Annotated in this window: 19 protein-coding genes; 10 read left to right on the forward strand and 9 right to left on the reverse strand. The window is 53.7% G+C overall.

Going from position 1 to position 24,950, the window contains the following annotated elements; genetic code table 11:
• Window positions 1-64: 64 nt before the first annotated feature.
• From ACFVSO_RS02620 to ACFVSO_RS02635, 4 genes are all read left to right on the forward strand, one after another.
• Window positions 65-745, forward strand: a complete 681-nt coding sequence (locus ACFVSO_RS02620) for a response regulator transcription factor (protein WP_387469795.1) — start codon at window positions 65-67, stop codon at window positions 743-745.
• Window positions 742-2,118 carry a sensor histidine kinase gene (locus tag ACFVSO_RS02625; RefSeq protein ID WP_387469797.1) on the forward strand — a complete coding sequence of 459 codons (1,377 nt, stop codon included), beginning with the start codon at window positions 742-744 and terminating at the stop codon, window positions 2,116-2,118. Before ACFVSO_RS02620 ends, ACFVSO_RS02625 begins: the two co-directional genes overlap by 4 nt.
• A 77-nt stretch (window positions 2,119-2,195) precedes the next feature.
• Window positions 2,196-4,433, forward strand: coding sequence for an MMPL family transporter (locus ACFVSO_RS02630; RefSeq protein WP_387469799.1), 2,238 nt, complete (start codon window positions 2,196-2,198; stop codon window positions 4,431-4,433).
• Between the two features lie 25 nt (window positions 4,434-4,458).
• Window positions 4,459-4,896, forward strand: coding sequence for a hypothetical protein (locus tag ACFVSO_RS02635; protein WP_387469801.1), 438 nt, complete (start codon window positions 4,459-4,461; stop codon window positions 4,894-4,896).
• 227 nt (window positions 4,897-5,123) lie between these two features.
• Here the strand turns inward: ACFVSO_RS02635 and ACFVSO_RS02640 are convergent, their stop codons facing one another.
• Together ACFVSO_RS02640 and ACFVSO_RS02645 are read right to left on the reverse strand one after the other, a co-directional pair.
• Window positions 5,124-6,893 (reverse strand): ABC transporter ATP-binding protein, encoded by a 1,770-nt coding sequence (locus ACFVSO_RS02640; RefSeq protein WP_387469803.1) that lies wholly within the window; start codon window positions 6,891-6,893, stop codon window positions 5,124-5,126.
• Window positions 6,890-8,647 (reverse strand): ABC transporter ATP-binding protein, encoded by a 1,758-nt coding sequence (locus ACFVSO_RS02645; RefSeq protein ID WP_387469805.1) that lies wholly within the window; start codon window positions 8,645-8,647, stop codon window positions 6,890-6,892. Before ACFVSO_RS02645 ends, ACFVSO_RS02640 begins: the two co-directional genes overlap by 4 nt.
• Window positions 8,648-8,766: 119 nt before the next feature.
• Between ACFVSO_RS02645 and ACFVSO_RS02650 the strand changes: the two genes are divergently transcribed.
• Together ACFVSO_RS02650 and ACFVSO_RS02655 are read left to right on the forward strand one after the other, a co-directional pair.
• Complete coding sequence (locus ACFVSO_RS02650; RefSeq protein ID WP_387469807.1) at window positions 8,767-9,162, forward strand: DUF4190 domain-containing protein; 396 nt, start codon at window positions 8,767-8,769, stop codon at window positions 9,160-9,162.
• 29 nt (window positions 9,163-9,191) lie between these two features.
• The gene (locus ACFVSO_RS02655) at window positions 9,192-9,947 is read left to right on the forward strand and encodes an exodeoxyribonuclease III (protein WP_387469809.1); all 756 of its coding nucleotides are present in this window, start codon (window positions 9,192-9,194) and stop codon (window positions 9,945-9,947) included.
• A 74-nt stretch (window positions 9,948-10,021) separates the two neighbouring features.
• On the opposite strand, the gene ACFVSO_RS02660 is transcribed toward ACFVSO_RS02655, so the two are convergent.
• Window positions 10,022-10,705, reverse strand: coding sequence for a TIGR00266 family protein (locus ACFVSO_RS02660; protein ID WP_387469811.1), 684 nt, complete (start codon window positions 10,703-10,705; stop codon window positions 10,022-10,024).
• 252 nt (window positions 10,706-10,957) lie between these two features.
• On the opposite strand from ACFVSO_RS02660, the gene ACFVSO_RS02665 reads away from it, so the two are divergent.
• The 3 genes from ACFVSO_RS02665 (at window position 10,958) to ACFVSO_RS02675 (ending at window position 15,754) form a co-directional block, all read left to right on the forward strand.
• Window positions 10,958-11,791, forward strand: a complete 834-nt coding sequence (locus ACFVSO_RS02665) for an aminoglycoside adenylyltransferase domain-containing protein (protein WP_387469812.1) — start codon at window positions 10,958-10,960, stop codon at window positions 11,789-11,791.
• A 340-nt stretch (window positions 11,792-12,131) separates the two neighbouring features.
• On the forward strand, window positions 12,132-13,913 hold the full coding sequence (locus ACFVSO_RS02670) for an ABC transporter ATP-binding protein (RefSeq protein ID WP_387469814.1): 1,782 nt from the start codon (window positions 12,132-12,134) through the stop codon (window positions 13,911-13,913).
• Entirely contained in the window at window positions 13,913-15,754 is a 1,842-nt protein-coding gene (locus ACFVSO_RS02675) for an ABC transporter ATP-binding protein (RefSeq protein WP_387469816.1), read from the forward strand. The genes ACFVSO_RS02670 and ACFVSO_RS02675 overlap by 1 nt, the downstream gene beginning before the upstream one ends.
• Before the next feature lie 85 nt (window positions 15,755-15,839).
• On the opposite strand, the gene ACFVSO_RS02680 is transcribed toward ACFVSO_RS02675, so the two are convergent.
• Window positions 15,840-16,988, reverse strand: a complete 1,149-nt coding sequence (locus ACFVSO_RS02680; RefSeq protein ID WP_387469818.1) for a saccharopine dehydrogenase family protein — start codon at window positions 16,986-16,988, stop codon at window positions 15,840-15,842.
• Window positions 16,989-17,121: 133 nt separating this feature from the next.
• On the opposite strand from ACFVSO_RS02680, the gene ACFVSO_RS02685 reads away from it, so the two are divergent.
• Entirely contained in the window at window positions 17,122-18,180 is a 1,059-nt protein-coding gene (locus tag ACFVSO_RS02685; protein WP_387469820.1) for a helix-turn-helix transcriptional regulator, read from the forward strand.
• Window positions 18,181-18,279: 99 nt separating this feature from the next.
• On the opposite strand, the gene ACFVSO_RS02690 is transcribed toward ACFVSO_RS02685, so the two are convergent.
• From ACFVSO_RS02690 to ACFVSO_RS02710, 5 genes are all read right to left on the reverse strand, one after another.
• Entirely contained in the window at window positions 18,280-19,854 is a 1,575-nt protein-coding gene (locus ACFVSO_RS02690) for an alpha/beta hydrolase (RefSeq protein WP_387469822.1), read from the reverse strand.
• A 21-nt stretch (window positions 19,855-19,875) separates the two neighbouring features.
• Complete coding sequence (locus ACFVSO_RS02695; protein WP_387469824.1) at window positions 19,876-20,904, reverse strand: FecCD family ABC transporter permease; 1,029 nt, start codon at window positions 20,902-20,904, stop codon at window positions 19,876-19,878.
• Entirely contained in the window at window positions 20,897-21,904 is a 1,008-nt protein-coding gene (locus ACFVSO_RS02700) for a FecCD family ABC transporter permease (RefSeq protein WP_387469826.1), read from the reverse strand. The genes ACFVSO_RS02695 and ACFVSO_RS02700 overlap by 8 nt, the downstream gene beginning before the upstream one ends.
• Window positions 21,905-21,940: 36 nt before the next feature.
• Window positions 21,941-22,969 (reverse strand): ABC transporter substrate-binding protein, encoded by a 1,029-nt coding sequence (locus ACFVSO_RS02705; RefSeq protein ID WP_387469828.1) that lies wholly within the window; start codon window positions 22,967-22,969, stop codon window positions 21,941-21,943.
• Between the two features lie 103 nt (window positions 22,970-23,072).
• Window positions 23,073-24,734, reverse strand: a complete 1,662-nt coding sequence (locus ACFVSO_RS02710) for an AraC family transcriptional regulator (protein ID WP_387469829.1) — start codon at window positions 24,732-24,734, stop codon at window positions 23,073-23,075.
• Window positions 24,735-24,950: the final 216 nt, after the last annotated feature.

The raw sequence follows: 24,950 nt of genomic DNA on the forward strand, positions 1-24,950 counted from the left end.
ATGTTAACACTATATTAACGTATTTCAGTAGAGAAATAAATAGGGAATGATAGGAGGCGCCACCATGAAAGTACATATCCTAACGGCAGACGACGATCCGCATATCCGGGAGTTGCTGGGGTTCTACCTGCGCAAGGAAGGCTACGCGGTATTCGAAGCGGAGGATGGTTCCGCCGCGGCCAGCCTGCTGGAGCATACACCGGTCCATCTGGCCATCGTGGATGTGATGATGCCGCTTAAGAACGGTCTGGAGCTATGCGAAGAAATTCGCCGCTACTATGATATCCCCGTTATTCTGCTTACGGCCAAGGGCGAACAGCGAGATAAAGCGAAAGGCTTCCTGTCCGGTACAGACGATTATATGGTAAAGCCGTTCGAGCCGGAGGAGCTGCTCTTCCGGGTGAAGGCGCTGCTGCGCCGCTATCAAATGGTATCTTCCGATATCATTACGCTGCAAGACACCGTTATTGACCGCAGAAGCTACGAAATTACGGTACAAGGCGAGCCGATGCAGCTGCCGCTTAAGGAGTTCGATCTGCTGGCCCAGCTAGCCGCGCATCCGGGGCAGCTGTTTACTCGCGAGCAGCTGTTGCGGCAAGTATGGGGCGACGATTATAGCGGCGACAGCCGCACCATAGATGTGCATATTAAGCGGCTGCGTGAGCGGTTTGCCGGGATAAGCAACGATTTTTCCATTACGACTGTAAGAGGCATCGGCTACAAACTGGAGGCTCTATCCAGATGAAGACTCTATACGTTCGCATCGTCGCTATCTTTATCCTTATCACAGTCATCAGCTCCATCTTGGCGTTATTCATTGCGAACGCCTACTATAACAACCGGATGAAGACATACACTCAGGATCAAGTGCTGCCTGTCGCAGAACAGGTTCGGGATTTATACGAAGGATCATCAGATCACGATATCGGGTCCTTCATGCAGCGCATAGGAACGATGGGCTACCAAATTTATTTGGTTGATAAAAGCGGGAGCGGACGAGTCTATGGCTCTCCCTTCAAGCATTCCCAATTCGATCCCAGCATTGCGGAAGCCGTTCTAGCAGGCACACCTTACCTTGGAATGCATGAAGAGCGGCGGTTTTTGGAGATTATGGGCTACTTCGAGAACAGCATTCGCAATACAGTGGGCCTCCCTCTCCAGTCGGGCGATGAGACCTATGCGATGTTCCTGCGTCCCGATCTGAAGCAGCAGCTTGGCGAGATCCGCATCCTGCTTGCTATTCTTCTCGGCCATGCTTTTATTCTTATTCTAGCCCTTATCGTCATATTGACCCGTACGATCGTCGAACCGCTGAAAGCATTAAAAGCCGCCACCCGCAACATCGTTGGCGGCGACTATAAGATCGGTCTGGATGTGAAGCGCCGCGACGAGATCGGTGACCTGGCAAGAGACTTCTCGCACATGGCCCATAGCCTGGAGCGGCTGGATGACATGCGAACCGAGTTTGTCGCGAATGTCTCTCATGAATTTCAAACCCCTGTTACATCGATTCAAGGCTTTACCCAAGCGATCCTGGATAACAAAACGACAGAAGAAGAGGAACGGCAATATTTGACGATCATTCATGAAGAGTCGCGGCGCTTATCCTCCCTCAGCAAGCAGCTTCTTACCCTTGCAGCGCTTGACAAAGAAACAACGCTAGCCCAAAGAGAGTCCTTTCGTCTTGACGAACAAATTCGGCAAGTGCTTATTGTCACCGAGTGGCAATGGTCGAAGAAGGAGCTGGAGCTGGTTCCCGAGCTCCCTGAAGTGATGATTACCGCTGACGAGGGATTGCTGTATCAAGTATGGATGAATCTGATTGCCAACAGTATCAAGTTCACACATCCCAGAGACCGTATATCCATAGCTATCCGCATTGACCGCCATATTGTCGTCACCATCTCCGATACCGGAGTCGGTATATCTGCCCAAGAGCTCCCCCATATATTCGACCGATTCTACAAAGCCGATCAAGCAAGAGGACGTGCGCTGGCAGGGAGTGGTCTTGGCCTCTCCATCTGCCGCAAAATCGTCGAACTTCACGGCGGCACTATTGAAGCTGCCAGCGAACCCGGCAAAGGGACCCGATTTATCGTTACACTCCCCTATTTGTAATACTCCGTTCATCATTCGTTCATATTCCTGTTCTACGATTAGCCATATCGCTAGAACAGGAGGTGTAATCAACACTCATGCATTCATTCCTTTATGGACTGGCCCGCTTTGTCAGCAGTCGAAAAGGCAGTGCTTGGATTATTATTCTTTGGCTTGTGCTTGCCATAGCATTGTCTTCCCTTGCGCCCGGTGCCAAGGAGCACGCCATCAGCAGCAGCGAAGACAGCATCCGGCATAATACTCCCTCGGCCATAGCGCGTGAGCTGACAGAGAAGCATTTTCCTTTGAATGACGGGCTTGTCGCCCTGCTTGTATTCCACTCGGATACCGCTATTACAGATGAACAGCGGGCATCTATTGCCGCGATCAGTGAATGGCTTTCTTCCGAACAGAAACCGCAGTATCTGTCCGGCGCTATGCCGTATCATCTCTTCCCGCCGGATAACCAGGATCGCCTGTATTCACAAGACGGCAGTACCATACTGCTGAATGCTGCTCTTGTGAAAGGAGCTGACTCCAAGGCAATCAGTGCTACGCTGGACGAGATACACAGCTATGCGAATACGGTCGGACTTCATGGAATGCGACTGGAGACGACCGGGCCCGCCGGAATCGCTTCCGATACGACCAAGCTGTTCCAAGACGCCGATATGATGCTGCTCTTCGGAACGGTCGCCCTTATTCTCGTTATTCTTGTCGTCATCTACCGCTCGCCCCTGCTTGCCCTGCTGCCGCTTATCATCGCAGGCGTCGTATATGCTGTCGTTGATCGGGTGATTGGAATAGCCGCATTGAATGGATGGATTGTTGTTGACAAGCAAGCGATCTCGATCATGATGATTCTTCTATTCGCCGTACTGACCGATTATTGCTTATTTGTGGTCTCCCGTTACCGGGAGGAGCTGGCGCGGCTTGGCTCCAAGCATGATGCGATGAAAGCAGCCATGATTGGTGTCGGCGAGCCTATTCTATTCAGCGGCGGTACCGTTCTGCTTGCCGTTATTACCCTATTCGCCGCTGTCTTCCAGCCTTATCATTACTTCGCGCCTGTATTCGCTATTGCGATGGTCATTATGCTGCTGGGAGGACTGACGCTTATTCCCGCCGTATTCACGCTGGCAGGCAGAGCAGCATTCTGGCCGTTCAAGCCGAAGCTCGCGACTGTGCAGAAAGAGCGGGAAGGGTTATGGACGAAGATCGGCCGCTTGGTCACAAAACGGCCCGCGGTTGTATCGATTGGCGTAGCCGGAATAATGCTTCTTTCAGCCGCCAACATGACCGGCATTTCATTTTCCTTTAACGTAATGAAGTCATTCCCGGAGGAGCTCTCCTCCAGGCAAGGCTTTGAGCTGCTCGAAAAGCATTTTCCCAAAGGCCGGCTTGCGCCTGTAACCGTGCTGCTCGAAAGCGGCAGCGGACTGGAGCTGACGGAGACGTTCAGGAACAGCCTGAGCCAACTGGCGGAGCGACTGAAATCGATGGACGGCGTCGAGAATATCACGCCTGACCCTGCAACCCTAGCAGCGGCGGGAGTATCCTCTTCCGTACCGCACGATTTTCTAGCTGCTGACGGCCAAGCGATCAAGCTGGAACTGACGCTGACGGAGCATCCCTATGAAGCAGAAGCGCTTGCGGCGGTAAAGCAACTGCGCGACTCAAGCGATCTTCTCCTTCAGGACAGCGGCTTTAGTCCGGGAAGCACCCAGCTTCATTTTGCTGGGGGAACTGCACAGCAGCTTGATGTTCGAGATATGAATCAGCGGGATATTCTTGTTGTGTTTTCCCTTGTAATCGGACTGATTTTCATTATGCTCATCTTCCAGGCCAGATCGATCCTCATCGCCCTTACGATGATGGTCACGATGCTTCTCTCCTACGCCGCATCATTCGGCATCGGCTGGGCTCTGCTGCACAACATGCTGGGGTATGAAGCCATTAGCTACCGCCTTCCGCTCTATGCCTTTGTATTCTCTATCGCGCTTGGCGTTGACTACAACATTATGCTCGTATCCCGAATTACGGAGGAGGCGCGCAAGCGCAGCTGGAGGGAAGCTGTCAAAGTCGGCGTATCGCGCACAGGAAGTGTCATCTCCTCTGCCGGCATCATACTGGCCGCAACCTTCTGCGTGCTGATGACACAGCCGTTGCAGGAGCTGTTTCTGTTCGGACTGATTATGGCAATCGGCATATTGCTAGATACGTTCATCGTTCGGGGCATGCTGCTCCCGTCATTGCTCGTGCTTCTGGAGAGATGGCTACCCGCCCATCGCCCGCTTATTCATAAAGGGCATGATTCCTATTCGAACCAAACTTAATTCAAGGACATGGAGGTTATTCTATATGTACGGATATTTATTATTTTCTCATTTGGCAGGTCTCATGGTATGGGTAGGCGCCATTCTGGCTGTCATTGTCATGCTGTTCATGCTGAGGAGCCAGCTCGGCAAGCCGGAGGCCAATACACTGTCCAAACGCATTATCAGCGTATTCAGCCGATTCGCCCACCCTTCAGCATTTGTCGTGCTCGTCAGCGGCGTTATTATGATTATTCAGCTCGATATGGGCTCGGACAAGCCATTTTGGCTCGATATGATGGAAAAGGCTGGCGGTACAATTATTTTGCTGTTCCTGATCGTTGTAGGCATCATGGGTGGGAAGCTTAAGAAACGTCTGCAAGCAGCCTCGGACAGCGTCTCCGTCTCATCCTATGTTACGTCGCTTGCGGTTTCCCTGATCGCTATTTTGGCTGTCGTTCTGATCGTGAGCTTGAAGCTGTAAGCCTGGCATACGACATGAATACAGAGAACCCTAATCTTACAACTGGTTTTTAGCGTGTTCTAGACTAAGCTCTGCAAATAACAATCGCTCAAAGAATCTCTACCTACTATATAAATAATCCTTGTTGGAGCCGTTATGAAAATAGCGTTATTGCAACACGCCAAAAACGCCGCTTGGAGCGGACGGCCAAGCCGTCTGCCCAAAGCGGCGTTCTTTTGACTCAAGGATTAGCGGCTCTCGTCGCCTTTCCATAATCGGCGGAACGATTCGCTGGAAGCCAACAGCTCATCCAGCTTCCCTTCCGCTTCAATTCTTCCGTCCTTCATAACCATAATGTGGTCGGCCTGTGCAAGTGCTGCCTTCCGATGCGAGACGACAAGGCAGGTTGCATCGCCGCGTTCTTGAAACAATCGTGTCCAGAGCTTCTGCTCCGTCTCGACATCCAGCGCGCTGGACAAATCATCGAATACATACAGCTCCGCTTCCCTGACCAGCATTCTTGCGGCAGCGGTGCGCTGTGCCTGACCACCCGACAGCTTGACGCCGCGCGGGCCGATAACCGTCTCAAGTCCAAGCGGCAATCCTGCCAGATCTTCCGTCATGACAGCCGTATGGATGGCCCTTGGCAATTCGTCGCCCTCATCTGCTTGGCCGAGAAGGATGTTCTCCTTTAGCGTATCGCTGTACAGCCTTGGCACCTGTGCGGTGTAAGCGCTGCGGGGAGGGATGAAGAAAGAGCCGGGGTCCTCCACCAGCTGACCGTTCCAGCGGACATCCCCGCTATCCTTCGGCAACAAGCCTAGAAGTGTCCGAACTAATGTTGTCTTGCCCGACCCGATTGGTCCGGTTACGACGGTAAAGGCTCCTCTTTTCAGCTTCAAATCAATATGCTCGATGCCCCGTCCTGTCTCGGGATACCGGTACGTTAATCCCTTCGCGGTGAGCTGCTGCAACTTGTCGCCTGACGACAGCGGCTCTGTGTTGGCCGAAGCCCCGCTGTCTTCCTTGCGGAGATGCAACGGCTTGAACGCCGTCAGCAGCTTGGCCGGAGCGCCCTGCAAGATCCATGTCAATCGAGTCAAGGCTACGCCCATCTGCTTGAAGTAGGTTAGGAACTTGCCGAAGTTGGAGATGAATTGCGTGACGAAGGTCAAGTAATAGATGAATAATGCAAAGTCACCTACCGCAAAGTCCCCGCCCCGCATCTTGCTCCCTGCCAGCAGCAGAATCAAGCCCGTTCCCAGATTGACCGTATTGGAGAAGATTGAATCCAGTCCCTCCGTCATCAGCTTATCCTTCAGCATCGTTTTGCGGCGAGTATCATTCAGCGAGCGGAAGCGGTCCACGACCCGCTTCTCCGCTCCGGCAACCTGAATGGCCTGCACGTTGCCGAACATATCGCTGATCGCGCCTGTCACCTGAGAGGTCGCTTCGCGGCTCGCGGAGCGGTACTTCTGCAGCCTCGTCGTCGCCAGTTGTGCTGCAATGACTACCAGCACCAGCGGCAGGAATACAAGCATCGTCATCTGTGCGTCAATACGAACGAGGATAAAGCAGGCAACCACCGCAAAGCAGGTCATGCCGAATACGTCGACCGACCAGCTTACCGCTTCCTCCGACTGATCCACGTCATCCCGGAAGTGGCTGATCGCCTCGCCAGGCGAGCAAGGAATTGCTTTAGCCCCCGGCTCCTTCAGCACATGCTCCAGCAGGTTGCGGCGGAGCAGCATGCCCATACGGAAACGAAAGTTCACATCTGTAATAAAGCCAATCCAGATACTTGCGCTTCTTGCGATCGCTGCGCCTAGCAGCAGCGCGATAATGGTACCTGTTCCGATTGCAACGGCGCCGCTCAGCTCAAGGGAATCGAAAAACATCTTCATTATGAGACCTGGGAAGATCGGCATCAGATAGATGATCGTCCACATCAAGGCATTGGCGATATACCAGCCCTTGCGGTAACCGATCAGCCGCATCATATATTGAAATGAACTCATACTGTCGCCTCCTCCAATCCCGCTGCGAGCATGAGGCTGAATCTCGAAGAAGGATCACTCGCCAGCTTGGTCCGCTCGCCGTGTTCCACTATACGCCCTTGCTCCAGAATCACGATGCGATCCGCCCGCTGAATCGTGGCAAGACGATGCGCGATAATGACACAAGTTCGCTCGCGCAGCAGCTTGTCAATCGCCTTCTCCAGACGATGCTCCGTAATGGGGTCAAGCCGCGAAGACGCCTCGTCCAGAATGACCAGTCCCGGGTTGTTCAGAAACACCCTCGCAAAGGCAAGCAATTGCGCTTCGCCTGCCGACAAGCTTCCGCCTCCCGAATCCAGCCTTGTATCGAGGCCGTCCGGCAACGAACCGTACCAGGAGGCCAAGCCCAAACCATGGAGCACTTCGATAATGGCCCTATCCTCAATGGCTTCATTATAGAAAGTCAGATTGTCCCGTACGCTGCCCTGTATAATCTCGATATTCTGCGTAACCAGCCCCACCTTGTCCCTGACTTCCGACAATCGGCAATCTCTGATGTCAATCCCGCTTAATTTAATGCTGCCTTGCTGCGGGTCGTAAAACCGCAGCAGCAGACGGCCGATCGTCGTCTTGCCGCTGCCTGTCCTGCCCAGCAAGCCGAGCACTTCGCCAGGCTTCAGCCCAATATCCAGATCGGATAGCGTAGGCTGGTCATCATATCCGAATGTGACGCGGTCGATATGTACGGCCAGCGGTCCGTCTGGCAGCGCATCTCCGCGTCCGTCCTGTACCTTGGGCTGGAGCGCGAACAGCGCCTTTATTCGCTGCAGACTTGCATCCGCTTTCTGCAAATCCTCAATCTGTGTTCGGATCTTCTCAATCGGCTTCGCCAGCAATTCCGTGTAGAAGAAGATCAGATAGACGGTGCCTATTGTAATGCTTCCTGACTTCCATAATACGGCACTAATGGCAAAAGCCATCGCATTGCCGAGCGCAAACACAATAATGGTCGTAATCCACATCGACGCAAATCCGAGGAACGCCTTTCTGCGCAGCGGAAGCATCCGCCGAAGCAGCGAATAGAATCGGCGCATGACGAAACCGGAAGCTCCATTCGCGCGCGTATCCTCCGTTCCTTCCAGATGCTCGCCGATAAAGCCGTAGAACTCCGCGTTGACTCCCCGCCAACTCTGCCAGACAGGAGCTGCATACTTGCGAATCCACTGGATTATGAACATCGCGAATACGACGAATAGAAGCATGCCCGCTCCGATCCACAGATTTTCGCGGAACAGCAGCACAATAATCCCAATCATCAGAATCAGGTTGCCGGCCAGATGAATAATAAAACTGGAGAAAAAATTGGCTAGGGCATTTACATCCCCATCTACCCGCTCAATCAGCGAGCCCGATGTGTTGGACTTGTGGAATGACATATCCAGCCTAAGGCAATGCTCTGCGAGATCGCCTCTCAGCTTATTGGTCGTACGCCATGCCAAATTCTCGCTTACATAAGTCGCAATGACGCTAATGATCTGTCCGACCAGAGAAAATCCGATAAAAATAAGTGCCGCATACATCAGCAGCTCCAGTGGTTGGTCTGACTGGGCCGTATCGATAAAATAACGGATAATTTGGGGGCTGATAAGCTGTATACCTATCGAAATAAACAACAATAGGGCAAGGCCGATCAATGTTGACTTCTGTGGAAGCAAGTAACGGCGTAACATACTGTAATAATGGCTGACGGATTCAGGCCCGGCTTTCTTCTTCATGATGGTTCCTTTCCTCTCTTGCTTGACAATCTTTTGTTGTATGCAAAAGACATGTTTGATATGATTTTTACAGATCAGGCACGCACGAATCGCCTGGTTAGACAAAAGGAGGAACCGCGTTGAGTCACTATCAGAATGACGACCAGCAGCAACAACAAAACTATCAATCGGGCGGCTATTCGCAGCAGCAACAGCACTATCAGCAGCCCCCGCATTTTCAACCTTATTATCAACCGCCCAAAACGAACGGAAAATCGATTGCCACTTTGGTACTAGGCATCTGTTCGATCATTATTCCTTATATCGGCTTTCTTCCCGGCATCGTAGGCATCATCCTCGGCGCATTGTCGCTCAAGGAGATCAAGCTATCCGGGGATCAAGAACAAGGACGCGGTCTTGCGATCGGCGGCCTAGTCTGCAGCATTATCGGCACGATACTTTGGGGGATTATCTCGTTGATCGTCTTGTTGGCGGTCGTGTTTATCGCTTCTGAAAGCAACAGCTATTATTACTAACGTTATACACGTAAGAAGGAGCCTTACCCATGACCACATTCATATCCTGGAACGTGAACGGTCTTCGAGCTTGCGTCAAAAAAGGGTTTCTGGATTATTTCGCTTCTACCGGCGCAGACTTCCTCTGTCTGCAAGAGACGAAGCTCCAGCTCGGACAGATTGACCTTCCGCTCGGAGACCAATACCGCCAATATTGGAATTATGCTGAGAAAAAAGGCTATTCCGGTACGGCGATCTTTACCAAAATAGAGCCCTTGTCGGTCTGGTATGGCCTGGAGGATAACGAAGAGTTCGAAGGCAGAGTCATCACGCTCGAATTCGAACACTATTATCTGGTTAATGTCTATACGCCTAATGCGAGACGGGATCTCTCTCGCCTCGACTATCGGCTGGAATGGGAGAATCGGTTCCTCGGGTATATCAAGGGACTCGACAGCCGCAAGCCTGTTATCATATGCGGTGACCTGAATGTCGCCCATCAGGAGATTGATCTGAAAAACGCCAAGTCCAATCATGGCAATTCCGGCTTTACTACGGAGGAACGCTCCTGCATGACACGGCTTCTTGAATCCGGCTTTGTCGATTCGTTCCGCTATCTCTACCCCGATCGCACGGATGCCTACACCTGGTGGTCGTTCATGCCGAAGGTGCGGGAGAGGAACGTGGGTTGGCGCATCGACTACTTCCTTGTATCTGAGCGGCTTGCCCCAACAATTGCAGATGTCCGTATCGACGCGGCCGTCATGGGCAGCGATCATTGCCCGATCGGTCTTACCCTCGAATAAATAGGTCCTTCTTCATGAGTACGGTACTCCCGTCTGGATGAAGAGGGACCTTCTTTATTCGCGTTATGTCTCGGTTATTTTGATGACGTCGGTATGTATCGCTGTATCCAATTGCCGAATGCGCCGGGATTCCGGCTCTGAATAAGAACAGTCCCTTCCCCGCGGAACCGGCAAACGAGCATCTCTCCGCTCTTCCAACTAGACACCCAGCCCTTCGAAGACTTCTCGATGCTGTAGGCCATCGTACTTGGCCATGCGACCACATGTCCGTTATCAATGACTATCTCTTCACCCGGCCCCAGCTTGACTTCATGAATGGCTCCGAAGGAGGATAAAAACACCGTGCCCCAACCTCTCACCTCAACCACGAAGAAGCCCTCGCCTGAGAACAAGCCCCTGCTCAAATTTTGCATTTTGGTACTCACTTCAATTCCGTCTGTCCCCGCCAGAAATCCGTCCTTCTGTACAAGCAGCGTATACGTTCCGTCCAGTTCTACGGCTTCTATATCGCCAAGCGTCTTGGGAGCCAGCGTCAGCTCGCCTCCGCCCCGGGCGGCGTTCACTTCCTGGAAGAAAAAGCTCTCTCCGCTCAGCATTCTGCCGAGTCCCCGCATAATACCGCCGTCCGTCGTGCCTCTTAGCTCAAGCGTTGAAGACATGGATACCATAGCGCCGGATTCTGCCTTCACGCGTTCGCCTTGACCAAGCTTCAGGCGAAGCATAGCGAAGGCGCCTTTGTTCAGTACCTCATATTGCAAGCCTTCTCACTCCTTTGAATGAATCTATTGTTCGTTCCCTGTTGTTGTTCTTATGCCTTTTCAGTATACCGGATAAACACGAACATGTGTATTTATTTCCATTGTATGCTCTTCTCGAAATCCAGACAAGGTAGAGATTGACTATAGCCTTTGTTTTACCTTGCGCGGCCAAGCCGGCTTGCTTTAAAGTTCAGAATATGAAACGCATACGGCAGCTTGAATACGCCAGCCGTAAGGAAAAGGAGAACAACAATGAAAGGTTTACATTGGGAGGACTGTCCGCCGGACATCAGGCGCCAAGCTCTCCTCATTAACAATTATATGTATGATTTCTTAGGGGATGCACTGATCGGCCTCTACGTTCACGGCTCCATATGCCTGGGCGCTTATCACCCTGGACGCAGCGATCTGGATATGCTGGCGGTCATCAATCGGCCGCTGACACCAGACGAGAGACATCAGCTCATGCTTGCCTTTCTGATGTTCCATCGTACGCCAGCGCCGGTCGAAGTGAGCATTATGCTGCATGATGATCTCAAGCTATGGAAGCATCCCGCTCCCTACCAATTTCACTTTAGCGATTATTGGAGAAAACAGTATGCGGAGATGGCCTATTGGGACGACCGCGGCTTCTGGTATAAGGATGAGCTCACCGACCCTGATTTGGCTTGCCATGTAACGCTTACCCGGCAGCTTGGCATTGCCTTGTACGGTCCGCCCCTTGCCGTTATCTCCTCAGCCGTGCCGGAGGCGCACTTTTGGGATTCACTGCGCAGCGATGCCGAGTGTCTGATGATTCCATCCACGACTGAGGATACGGAGATGCGAACGGTTGACGCTGCGGAGGCGATGGGCGCCCTGACATTGGCGCGCATCTGGTCCTACCGCGAGACAGGCCTGATTTATTCCAAGCTGGAGGCTGCCGAATGGGCGATGGCTCGTCTCCCGGAGAAGCAGCGTCCTATTATTAGCGGAGCCATCGACTTGTATTTGGGAATCATCCGCTCCTACTCATGTCCGATTCAACATTGGAACGAGCTGCGCACCCTGCTTCTTGCCTCTTGCCCGCTTTCGTATGCCGTCTAGGATCACGGGGCCTCCTGCCAGCTCGAGGTCCGTTGACGACACTTCTCGGCTTCTGTCATTTGAGTCATACGCCCAATCCACCGCTGCAATACTATAGCTACCACCCAATTCTGCAATTGTCATGTTCATACATGGATACACGTATCTCCTTTCCTAGTCCCATCCCGCACGTCAGTATCTGGGCTGTGGAAGGAAGCTTTGCAGAACTGGGCGGCGCAAGTCAGAAACGGCTTCGTTCGCATCTCCGTCTGAAGATGTATCACCATTCATTCCATAGGGGCTATTAAGTTCTGCCCATTTATGACATTATTGGTTATAGAACACTTTCGGAGGTGCGGGTTTGAATACTTCATCGAAGCAGGGATCCCTGTCTATCCTTATTCTTATGCTGAGACGCGCTAAGAAGCAATGGCTCTCCTATGCCGGCGTCAGCATGATCGCCATTGTCGCATCACTGCTTCCGGTCGGCTGGGCCGAGGCGATGCGGCGGCTCTTCGATGCGGCATATGCGCTGGACGGCAATGCCTTGTCGGTAGCGGCACTCTGGTTCGGGGCCATATTCGCCTCCGAGCTTCTCATTTCGTTCGTGCAAGCCTTCCTGATGCAGCGCTTATCCAACCGGACAACGCTCAATCTGCAACGCGATATCTTGAACGGGTTATTCATCATGCGGCTGGTGAAATATAACAGCTGGCATACCGGCGACAAGCTTCAGCGGATGAACCAGTCAGCAGTCAGCGCACAAGCCGGACTGAATGAGAAGCTGCCTGAGCTCGTGCAGAACGTTCTGTCCATCGTGTTTTTGTTCGCTTATCTGACTGTGCTGTCCTGGCAGCTTATGGCGGGCGCGCTTGTCGCCGCACTGCTCATACCGCTGTTAAGCAACATGCTCGGTAAGCCTATCCGCATTAATCAAGAGCGGACGAACACGGCTCAAGCCGAGACGGATGCCGCCTTGCTGGACCAATTGCAAGGTGCGGAGGTCACCCGCAGTTTCAATAGACGTAAGGATTTTAACCAGAAATGGGTACAGCAAGTGGAGATAACAAGGCGCCGCTGGCTTCGCACGGATATGTACCGCGCCGTCACCAATTCTGCCATTATGATTGGATTTCTCTTCGGACAAACCTATATTTTCGGCATGGGCGCCTGGATGGTCGTCCAAGGCACACTAGGCATCGGAGCAATAGCAGCCTTCATTCTCTCCTATGAGCGAATCATCTTCCCGCTTGCACATATTGCCAATACATGGGCAGCGGTACAGGATGCCATCGCCCATGCGAGCCGTGCGCTGGAACTGGCGGAACAACCGGCCGACTCCAAAGCCAAGCAATCCGGCAACGGCGATGAATCGCCGGAATGGACCCAGGATGCGGACATCAGCCTTGTGGGCTGTACGTTCCATTATGGCGACAACCCTGTGCTTCAGAGCTTCTCTGCGACCTTCCGCCACGGACAGAAGACGGCGATCGTAGGCCCAAGCGGAAGCGGCAAGAGCACGCTCCTTAAGCTGCTGCTTGGGCTGTACCCGCCGGATGAAGGCATCATCCGGCATGGCGCAACCCCGCTTCATGAAGGCAATTGGAAGCAGTGGCGCGACCATGCGGCTTATTTGCCGCAGGACTCTGTAATTCTCGATGCTACCGTCGCTGACAATATCCGCATCGGCAAGCTGGATGCCACGGACGAGGAGATCCGGCAGGCCGCCCTGCTCGCCAATGCGCATTCATTCATCAATGACTTGCCCGGTGGATATGAGCATCGTCTGGGCGAAGGCGGCGGGCGACTCTCCGGCGGACAAAAGCAACGGCTCGCGTTAGCCCGGGCCTATATCCGCAATCCGCGCGTGCTGCTGCTCGACGAACCGACAAGCGCACTCGATGCCGCCAATGAAGCGGCCATGCAGGAAGCGCTGCGTACCATCGCCAAGGGCCGCACCGTCATTGTGGTTGCCCATCGTCTCTCCACCGTGAGGGATGCGGATTGCATCTTATATGTGGAAGACGGGCAGTGTATGGAATCTGGTACGCATCATGAGCTGATGCAGATGCAAGGCCGCTATGCTGCACTCGTTCAAGCGGGCGACTGGCAGGACAACGATACCGAAGGGAGGACGGCTTGATGAAACAAGCGCCGCAGCTAAGCGCCACTCCGCGCCTCCGGGAGCTTATTCCGCTGCTATGGAGCCGGCTCGGCAGCAGCCGAACGTTATTCGTACTCGCGATTTTTCTCTGCCTGACCGATCTGGTCATTCACCTCCTTATTCCGATGATGATGGAATTTTACTTTAATTTCTTGGAGACGGGTGAGCTGGACAAAGTAAGAAACTTGCTCATCGGCTTTAACATCGGCCTGCTTGTGCTGACTGTGCTTGGACTGATCGGGCACTATCTCAAGCAAAACAATATGAGTATCCTTCACCGCAACGTTGCGCTTGATCTGGCCGATCATGCGCAGCGGCTGCCGCTGGAGAAAGCGCAAGCTTCACATTCCGCCGATCTGCAGCAGCGAATTTACTGGGATTCGAATAAAGTTACTCTCCTGCCGGTCACGATCTTTAACAATATGGGTACCCAGGTTCTCATGCTTATCTTTGCTTGCATCTATATGTTCACGCTGCAATGGCAGGTAGCACTCGGTGTCATACTGCTCATGCCCCTATGCCTGCTGGGGAGCCATCTGCTGCGCCATCGGCTGATGAATATCGGCAAGCGGGTAGCGGATCAAGAAAGCGTGCTGAAGCAATGCCAGCAGGATGCCCTTCAAAGCATGGATATGCTGAGGGCCTTCGATGCCCAGGAATGGATGACGGAGCGATTCGTTCATGAACGCCAGAAGCTTAACGACCTGTATATGCGCAGAATGTGGTGGCAAGCGCTTGTCCAGACACTGTCCGTTACGTCCGCATTACTGATCGCATGGGGTACCATTCTTGTCGTCGCCTGGCTTGCCGTAGAGGGCAAAATTCATATCGGAGCACTAATGGCATTCTTCATTCTCATCTGGAGAGTTTATAATCCGCTGCTCGCACTGGGGCAGCTATGGGGACAAATCCAGGAATCCAAAGGCGCCGCCATTCGAATCGCCAGCATATGGAATGCAGAGAAAGAACCGGAGCATAACGGGGAAATCAATAGTTCAGCAGACGATCAGGAAGCCAGTCTAACTTGGCACAACGTGCAGTTCGGCTACGATGAGCATGCGGGAATTCAGGAGGCCGAGAAGCAGGCACCTTCGGACGAAAGGGCGTCAATCCCTCCTCTGCTTGACGAGTTCAAGCTTGCGCTGAGACCAGCTTCGTTCATGGCAATCGTCGGATCAAGCGGCTCAGGCAAATCTACAGTCGCCAAGCTTGGTGCCGGTCTTCTCTTCCCTACCGCCGGCACTGTAAAGGTATGCGGAGCCGCTACCATAGAGAGCGCGGAGCAAGCCAGGCAATTTGTCTCCTATGTGCCGCAGCGTCCTTATCTCTATGCCGGGTCGATCCGCGACAATCTGCTTATGGCGAAGCCGGAGGCAACCGAGGAGGAGCTGATCGAAGCGGCGATGATCGCGGAAGCCCATGGTTTCATTCAAGCCTTGCCGAAAGGCTATGCTACCGTCATGAGCGAGCATGGCAATTCGCTAAGCGGAGGACAGAAGCAGCGGCTGGCTATTGCGAGAGCGGTCCTCGCCGATCGGCCTGTCTGGATCTTCGACGAAGCGACCTCCGCACTGGATCTGGAGACGGAACGCAAAGTGATGGAGGCCATTCTCAAGCGTTCCAAGGAACGCGGAAGCTCCGTGCTCGTCATCGCCCACAGGCTGACGACCGTTCAAGAAGCCGATACCATTGTCGCCATGGAGAACGGCGCGATCGTCGAAGCCGGAACACATGCCGAGCTGCTGCACCGGGAAGAGGGACTCTATCGCAGTCTATGGCGGCAGATGGATGGCAGCCGCGCCGCCCTGCATACCGCATAACGCATAACGCATCAGACAGCATAACCGCGCAGCATGACGTCGAGGGACGTCCTGCTGCGCGTTTTTTTTGAATGGATGAAAGCTGCTATGTGCCTGACTGCCGAAGGACTTTCCAATCTCGCTTTAGCTCAGCCCCGTCAATCTCCGACCTGAGCCGATGTGCTCCGTGTCTCCATGCGTCTTGCGTAGCCAGTCGCAGCAAGCCGCTCTCTTCCTCGAGATGGAAGATTTCCTCGGAATGATAGACGCCCGAGGGCGGTTCGCCTGTGTATAATAATTGCGCCGTTGCCGCTGCGGCGGCGGAGGTTACCGCCCCTTCCTCCCGCCCTGTCAGCAGCGCGCTGGAGCAGACCCTTTCGCCTCCTTTCGTCCCGAGCGTATCTACGCGTACGGCATATCGATCTGAACCGAAGCTGAACCGATCGAAGCTATCCGCCAAAGCTGCTTTGATACCGTCCTTGGCCAGCAAACCTGGAAGCCCGATTGCCGCCATCGCGCCAAGGCTGCTCGTTACGACCCGGGAATCAAAGCACAGCCTTGTCGACACATTCACCGTCCCAAGCGTATCCGCCAGCGTCAGTTGATCAGAGAAGGGAAATCGGTAAGCCGTTCGTCTGCCGCTAATTCCGAAGTCCGCCTTCCTTCCCTCGGTGAATGGCCGTTTCTTAACAACTCGGCCATTCTCTCTAATCTCGAAGGGCGCGCCCACGAAGCTGTCGATCGTCCATTCAATTGCGGCCCTGCCATGCTTCTCTCCAAGACCAAGCATGATGGAGATTGCGATATCGGTCACCTCGTCCAGTTCAACTGCCGTCTCCATCGCAAGCAAATTAGTCATCCCCGGAGCAAGTCCGACGCTGCATACAGCGGTGGAGCCCGCCTCCCGGGCTATGGCGTCCAGCTTCTTCAACTGCCGCAAGAATGGCGCCTTCGCCGATATATCTACATAATGCGTTCCGCTTCGCAAGCATGCTTCTGCCCATGCCGTATCTTGCTGATCCAGGCACATGATGACTAGCTTGACCGAGTCGAACCAGTCTTGGCTTGGCCTCTCGTTCACATTTAGCGCCAGAGGTCTTATTCTCCCCCCTGTCTGATCGCAATAGGCTTGCGCTTTCTTCAAGCTTCGGCCTGCCGCTATTACCCTGCCGGGAAATAAACGGCCCAGTCTCATGCAAATACCGCTCCCTACATGTCCGTAACCGCCCACCACTACAATATCCGTCTTCTTCATATTTACAACCTCGCTTTCCTTTCCAACGATGCTCCCTTACAATGTAGTAAGAATTATTCTCAATTATAAGGCTATGCCCTTATATCGCTATCCCATATTCATGGGATTGTTGGATTGGCAGAAAGGAACCGATATGGCCTCTTACTCAAAACGCATAGAAGCGCTGCGCATCCATTCGCCGCTGGCCCGCAGCTTCCGTGAGGGCTTGCTGCCGCTGCTGCGTGAGCTCCTGCCCTTCGATGCGGCGTGCTGCACCTCCGTCGATCCCATTACGCTGCTGTCTACAGGAGCTATGACCGAAGAAGGCATAGAGCCTATTCACAGCAAGCTGTTCGAGCTGGAGTACGGAGCGGATGACATCCATGCCTATCATCTGCTAGCGAGCACCCAGCCGTCCATCGCCTCCCTGCAGCTCGCTACAGAAGGACAGCCAGAGCAAAGCATCCGGTATCGCACCATCCTGGAACCGGCAGGCTTCATCGACGAACTCCGGGCCGCGCTAACCGACGACGGGGCATGCTGGGGCTTCTTGACGTTGTTCCGCTCCGCTCATGCCCCTCCCTTCGAGCAGCATGAACTGGATAGAATAGCGGATATTGCCCCTGTGATTGCCCGCGCGCTGCGGACCTATACGCTGACTGTACCGGAAGCCGCATCGCATAAGTTAGCTCAGCAAGAGCCTGCGCTCTTGGTTCTCGACGATGCTCTGGCTCCCCACTATGTCAATGGGATCGCGGATGAATGGCTGGCTTACTTACGCGAGTGGGAGCAGCTGCCGGAATCCTCCATGCCGAGGCCACTGCAAGCTGTATGCGCCAAAGCGGCAGCCGCCCTTGGCAGTGAAGCCCGCACTACCGTCCGTATTCCGGACGGCACCTATCTGACTCTGCGTGCGATCCGGCTGGACGATCGGCGCGGGGAGGCCGGTCGCTACGGCATCGCCGTGCAATTCGAGCTTGCGAAGCCTTCCGAAATTCTCCCCTTGCTCGCCAAGGCGTATGCGCTGACTTCCCGGGAGATGGAAGTTGCGGAGCTCATTTTCCGCGGCTCCTCGACCAAAGAAATTGCCGCCAAGCTGCATATCTCCGCCTACACTGTCCAGGATCACTTAAAATCGATCTTTGACAAAACAAACGTGAACAGCCGGCGCGAGCTGCTCTGGCAGCTATTCACCCGGTTCGCGCTAGATTAGCGCATGAGCGAGAGAATCCGGCTGGCAGACCGACATTCAGGCTAGTCGGCAGCCAAACGTTAAAAAGGAGCAAGCGGCCCTCTTGACCGCTTACTCCTTTTATTGGATAAACCTCAGCAGCTCGCTTACAAGCGGGGGCAATACCGATACATGCCCCTCGTTGTCGAACTTCCGGTAGCAAAGCTTGAACCGCTCTCCTGCATACGGAAGCATCAGCTCATACAGCCGCTCCGCATCAGCGACCATCGACGGTTTCTCGTCCGACCCGATGCCAATAAGAAGCGATGCCTCTATTTCTCCGCTGCGCAGCTTGTCCTCTACTTCCGGCCATCGCTTCAGCAGATCATGCCCCTTCCACCAGATGGAGGGACTACCCGCAATATAGCCCTGATAGGAACCGGGGCGGCTGAAAAGCATATGCAGGGCGAAGAATCCGCCCAAGGAATGGCCGAACAGCGTCTGCCGCTTCCGGTTAATCCGCACCATGCCTTCAATGACAGGCATTAGCTCATCCTCGATGAAATCAGCGAATGCTTCCGCACCGCCGACCTCCGGCCAAACGGAGCCATCCGGCCTGGCAGGCAGCTCGGACAAGCTTGCAGGAATCGTATAGTCGTAGAATCGCGGCCCCGATACAATCGGCTCCTCCGAATCATAACCGATCGCTACAATAACTTGAGGCTCCATCCCATGCGGCTTGCGGCCTTGCAGCCTCATCGCTTCCGCCAGCGTACCGAATGTAGCGTTGCCGTCCAGCGAGTACAGAACGGAATAGCCCTCCTCCGGGGGAGCAGTCTTGGGCTGCCACAGAAAGATATGGTATTCCCTTCCTGTCTTCCGGGAGCGGATCGCGAAGCGGCGAGTGCCCGGAATGCTGTACTCCTCTGTGCTCTCTTCCGATTCGAACGTTACAGACGGCTTGGCAGCTTGTTCCACATGAACGGGGAACAGCCATGACAGCGACCGGAGCAGATGCTCCGACATGTAGAGGCTGTCATGCGTCCCGCCCTCCCTCAGCTCGAAGCGCAGCTGCTCGGCAGGAAAGCCCTTTTGCAGGAACAGCTCTGACGCTTCTACGGAATAAGGAACCATATTCCTCTGAATGTTAGATTTATAGATGCCTTCGCAATCGCCCACCGACATATAAACCCGCAGGGAATCCGGCAGCGCAGGCTGCTCCTTCACGAAGGACATCACGCCCTCAAACCAGAATGAAGCCGACAGAATTCCCAGCCGCCCGAAGACATCGGGCCGCCAATAACCCGCGAACAGCGAGATGAGTCCACCGAAGGAGCCGCCGATAATGGCTGTATGCTCCGCTTCCGGCTTGGTTCGATACCTCTCGTCAATATAAGGCTTTAATCGGTCCGCAAGCTCATCTACATACTGGCGCCCCTTGCCGCCGAAGGGAGGATAGCTGTCCAGCAGAGGCGGGGCCGGCCAAGGCGTATATTCCTCATTCCGGTTATGCGGCTTCACACCGACGAACAGGATTTCTTCCAGCTTCTCCTGAGCGGCCAGATGGTCCAACTGATTGGACACCATCTCGAACAGCTCGCCGCCGTCCTGGACGTAAGCGACAGGAAATCTTCTGTTCGGCTCCCGATGATACGAAGGCGGAAGATAGATGAGCAGCTCCCGGCCCAATGCCTCTATACGTTGAAAATGAATCATGCTGGTCCTCTCCTTTTCTCTCTAGCTCCTTGAACGGATTAACAGGTAGACAAAATACGGCACCCCGATCACCGAGATGACGATACCGACCGCAAGCTCGGCAGGAGCGAATACCGTCTTTCCGATAAAGTCGCCGACAACCACCATAGCCGCTCCGATCAGCCCGCTGATTGGAACGATGGAACGATGCCGCAAGCCGACCAGACGTCTGGCGATATGAGGCGCGATCAAGCCTACAAAACCGACGCTGCCCGATACTGCAACACTTGCGCTGACCAGACCGATACTGCAAGCAAGCAGCACATTCTTCTCCCGCTCGACAGGAACGCCGAGGCCGGTTGCATTATATTCGCCTAACTGGAGCATATCAAGCGTGCGCGCTCTCCACCACAGAACAGGCGGAATCAGGATAAGCCAAGGCAGCATAGTAGCAACGAACTTCCAATTCGCGCTATAGATGCTTCCTGCCAGCCATACGGTGGCCATCTCAAAATCATTCGGATTCATCTTAAGCGACACGTACATCGTAATTGCACCGAACCCTGATGCAATAGCGATGCCGACCAGAATGAACCGTTGCGGGTCCAGCCTGCCCTGTTCCCGGGCGAACATATAGATTAGTGTGGTCGCTAGAAGACCGCCGATCAATCCGAACATAGGCATCATCATAACTGCAGCCCAACCGGTTGCATTGACCGTGCCTTGGAAAAAGAACATGAACAGCACCACGGCCATGCCCGCGCCCGCATTAATGCCCAGAATACCGGGATCGGCCAGCCCGTTGCGCATGACACCTTGTATGACTGACCCGGCCATGCCAAGGGCAAAGCCTACCAATATTGCAAGAACGATTCTGGGCAGCCTGAACGTAACGATGACCAGATCATGCTCCCGGCTAGACTCCCCGATACGCAGCAGCGTCTTCAACACGTCCGCAACCGACATGTCGAACATCCCGTTCGTAAGGCTCAAGTAAGCCCCGAACACCATAATTGCGACCGTTGATGCCGCGACGAGCCAGAACCTTGCAGGCGATTGCCGCTCAAACATGCTTGCCGCCCCCTCTCGTCTTGATCAGATAGAGAAAGAACGGTACACCAAATAGCGCCGTCACTACGCCGATCGGCGTCTCGAAGGGCTGGTTGATAAATCGGGACAGGACATCGCATAGCGCCAGGAACAATGCGCCAAGCACGCCCGATACCGGTATAATCCAGCGGTAATCGACGCCTGTCAGGAATCTTGCAATATGCGGAATAATAAGACCGACGAACGCAATCTTCCCTGCCAGCGCAACGGCTACACCTGTGAGGATGACCACCGATAAGATGGCAAGTCCTTTGACAAGTACCGTTCGCTGCCCAAGTCCGGCTGATACGTCATCCCCGAGCGACATCACTGTAATCGAGCGGGACAAGCCAACCGCCAGTGCCAGACCGACAACCGCAAACGGAATCGCCAGCTTGATCAGCTCCGGGTCCATCTGATGGAGCCGGGCATTGTACCAGAAGCTAAGCCCCTGCGAAATTTGAAAGTAGCTTGACATGACGGCCGACAGCCCGCTCAAAAAGGTTCCGATTATCGTACCCAATATAGCCAGCTTAACAGGAGACATACCGCCTGGAATAAGCGAGGCGATACCAAAGACAATGCCCGCTCCAATCGCCGAGCCGATCATCGAGAAAGCAATTAAGCTTACAGACCCACCGCTCGGCACAAAAATCATGGCGATTGTGACTAGGAAGACCGATCCGTCCGAGACACCCATAATAGCAGGTGATGCCAAATAATTCCTCGTCATGCCTTGCATCAAAGCGCCAGATACCGCGAGAAATGCTCCAATAAGCAAAGCTCCGATCACTCTCGGCAACCGGGATACATGAATGATTTGATGATCGACATTGTCTGGATCAAAGTGAAAGACTGCATCCCATACCATCTCCGCAGAGATGCTTTTGGCCCCGAACGATATGGATAACCAGATCATGAATATAGCGGCTGCCGGCGCCATCACGAGGATGACAACCGGCAGCGAACGTTTGTGTCGCATAATAACACGCCTTATAGATTATTGATGGAGAGAGTCCTAGTTTTTCAGCTTCTCAACTGCAGCCTTCAAGAACTCGATCTTGCTGTACGCCGTACCGCCTTGTGCGAGCGGATCAATTACGTTGACAAAAGCCTTGCCGTTCTTGAATGCAGCCGCGCTCTTCATAATGGGGTTAGCTTGCAGCTCTTCAAGCGCATTCGGCGTATCCTTGTTCTCATCCGGTGAGAATTGAAGGAACAGATAATCCGGATTCATCTCGGCAAACTTCTCGACAGACAGCGCTTCTTGCGCTTTCGCCGCCGCAATCTCAGCCGGAACGGCCAGACCTAGCTCTTCATATAAGCTTGGGTTGAAATACACATTCGCCGGGTACACGTACATTTGACCGCCGCGAAGACGGACAACTACTACCTTCTTATCCTTCAGGCTATCGCCCACTTCAAGCTTGGCCGCTACAAGGTCTGCTTTATATTTGCTGATCTCTGCTTCCGCCTGCTCTTGCTTGCCGCTAAGCTCGCCCAGCAACTTCAGGTTGGCTTCCCAATTCGTCGAAACGTGGGAATAGAGGATTGTCGGTGCAATCGCCGACAGCTTCTCTGCCGCTTCTGGAGGGAATTTCGTCGAGCCGAGAATAACATCCGGCTTCAGGGACAGAATCGCTTCATAGTTAGGCTCTGTTTTCTCTCCGACAGAAACCGCATTTTTTGTAATCGATTCGAACAGCGGCGGGAATACGCCAGAGAAGCTATTGGCACCGACCGGATTCACATCCAGCACGATGGAATCCTCCATCGCTTCTACCGCACCGGCAATGACGATGCGCTCTACCTTAGCCGGCAATTCATATTCCTGGTCCAGATACGTTATCTTCTGAGTGCCAGACTCCTCTTCCTTGGCAGGCTCTTCGCCGCCCGTTCCATTATTGCCTGCTGCCGTGTTCTGGTCTGTCTGGGCAGCTCCCCCTTGTCCGTTCGCCGGCACATTACCCTCTTTATTACCTCCGCATGCTGTCATAATCGCCGCCATAGCTACGATCAGCAGAATGCTCCATATCGCTTTTTTCATCGTACTGTATTGCTCCTCTCTTCTCCTCCGTAATTGATAATGAATATCATTAGCAATTATAGTGGAAGAGTTTTTGCATGACCATGGACATTTTCCTGTTCCGTTATGGACGATTTCCTGTTAGCAATGAAGCCATGTCCTCCAGCATGCGCACTATCGCAAGCGGGCTATATTCCCGCCATGGGTCGGATTCAATCAGATGCAGCTTCCGGTTAACCACATGCGGCAGCGACATCCATTCTGTGGACTGCTTGACGGCAGCCCAGTGCTCCAGCGTCTCCGACTCCTGACAGACGAGCAGCAGCACCAGGTCCGCCTTCAATCTCGACAGCTGCTGCAGCGTTACCAGCTGATTCTCTTCCGGCTCTAAGCTTGATTCAGCAGGCAGCAATCCAAGCTCGTCATACAACACATCCTGAAGACAGAAGCTATTGTGAACATAGAGCTTATCCTTCAGCAGCTTCAGCGAAAGCACTTGACAGGGGTAAGGCTTGGCTTGAGCCCTTATGCTGGCCCGTAGAGACAATGATTTCTCCTCGAATTGCTGAAACCACCGCTGCGCCTCCTGCTCCTCGCCAAGCCATTCTGCCAACCGTATCAGCTTTTCGCGCCAGCCGCATCCGTCCTCCGGCATCTCGAATACAGGTGCGATCGCAGACAGCCTGTCCTTCTCCCATTGCTCCAGATTGTAGTTGCTTACGATGAGCTCGGGTCGTGCGCTCTCTAGCTTGGCAATATTGGATTCCTTATAATGATTCTGGCGGTACGCATCCAAATGAACGGGAATATCGGCTCCGTAGCGGTCGTAATAACCTCGGCTCCACTTCAGATGAAGCGGCGCAGCGAATGGAACGATGCCAAGCGCAAGCAGATATCCTGTCAGCGACGTCGAACCATATGCGGCAACCTTGCGGCCGCGCTTCTTCATATAAGCAGATGGAGACATACCAGCAATTTGCTTGAACTTGCGGCTAAAATAAAACTCATCCGCATAGCCGACCTCATGAGCGATGTCGCGGAGCAACCGGTCGGAACGCAGCATCAGCATCTTGGCTCGGTTAATTCGTACACCCGCCAAATAATCCATTGCGCTCACGCCATACGTTTTTTTGAAAATGTCGACAAAATATTTGGGACTTAGCTCCGCAATCCCGGCAAGACGCTCTATTACAATCTCTTCGTTGTAATGATCGTCGATATAGGCCCGTACACGCTCCAGCGCTCCCCGTGTGCCCAACTGCCGATCCTTTCTGCCCGTAGCGATCAGCTCGTACAACAATTCTTCGCAATCCAGACGAGCCCGCCATCTCTTCATCGCTTCCCCGCTTGCAAAGTGATCCAGAACCGACCGGCTAAGCGCAGCGGCATGGCCTGGCGGCCCGATCATTCGTCCGTCCAATTGCTCGAAGAGTCTCGTGGCAAGTCGCTGTTCGTCCTGTTCGGCATCCAGATGCGGGCGCTCCTCACATGCCATCGCAATGTCCAGTCTGATCAAGCAGACAGAGAGTTCCCCCTTCTCTTCCGCTTCCAGGCCAAAGGTACTCTCCGGCGCGCATGCGTAGACATGATCCGGCTCCAGCTCCACGCTGCCATGCTCTCGTCTCAGCTTGCCATATCCGCCTAGCGGTATAATGAACGTCCCGTTTACAGTTAGATGCTGCTTAATCAGCTCATCTGTAGCCCCCGTCAACAGCTCTACCGCCCTCAGCTTGACGCTTAATCGGCTTACATCTATGTCCCATTTCGAATCAAATGCCGAACTCAAAAAGACCACCCCAATAAACGATAATGATTATCATTGTCGTCATTGAGTATATCAAACCTGGGGCTATATGAGAACCTTATCTGCTGAAAATAGGGCATCCCAATCTTTCCATTCCATTGCGAGAAAACAAATTTATTCTCTCTTGCTCTTTACGCCATCCAGCAAACCCATGCACTCAGGAGCAGCATGGGCCGTCGTACATGCGCATCGGCATAA

Source organism: Paenibacillus sp. NPDC057967, from assembly GCF_042887015.1.
Lineage (GTDB): Bacteria > Bacillota > Bacilli > Paenibacillales > Paenibacillaceae > Pristimantibacillus.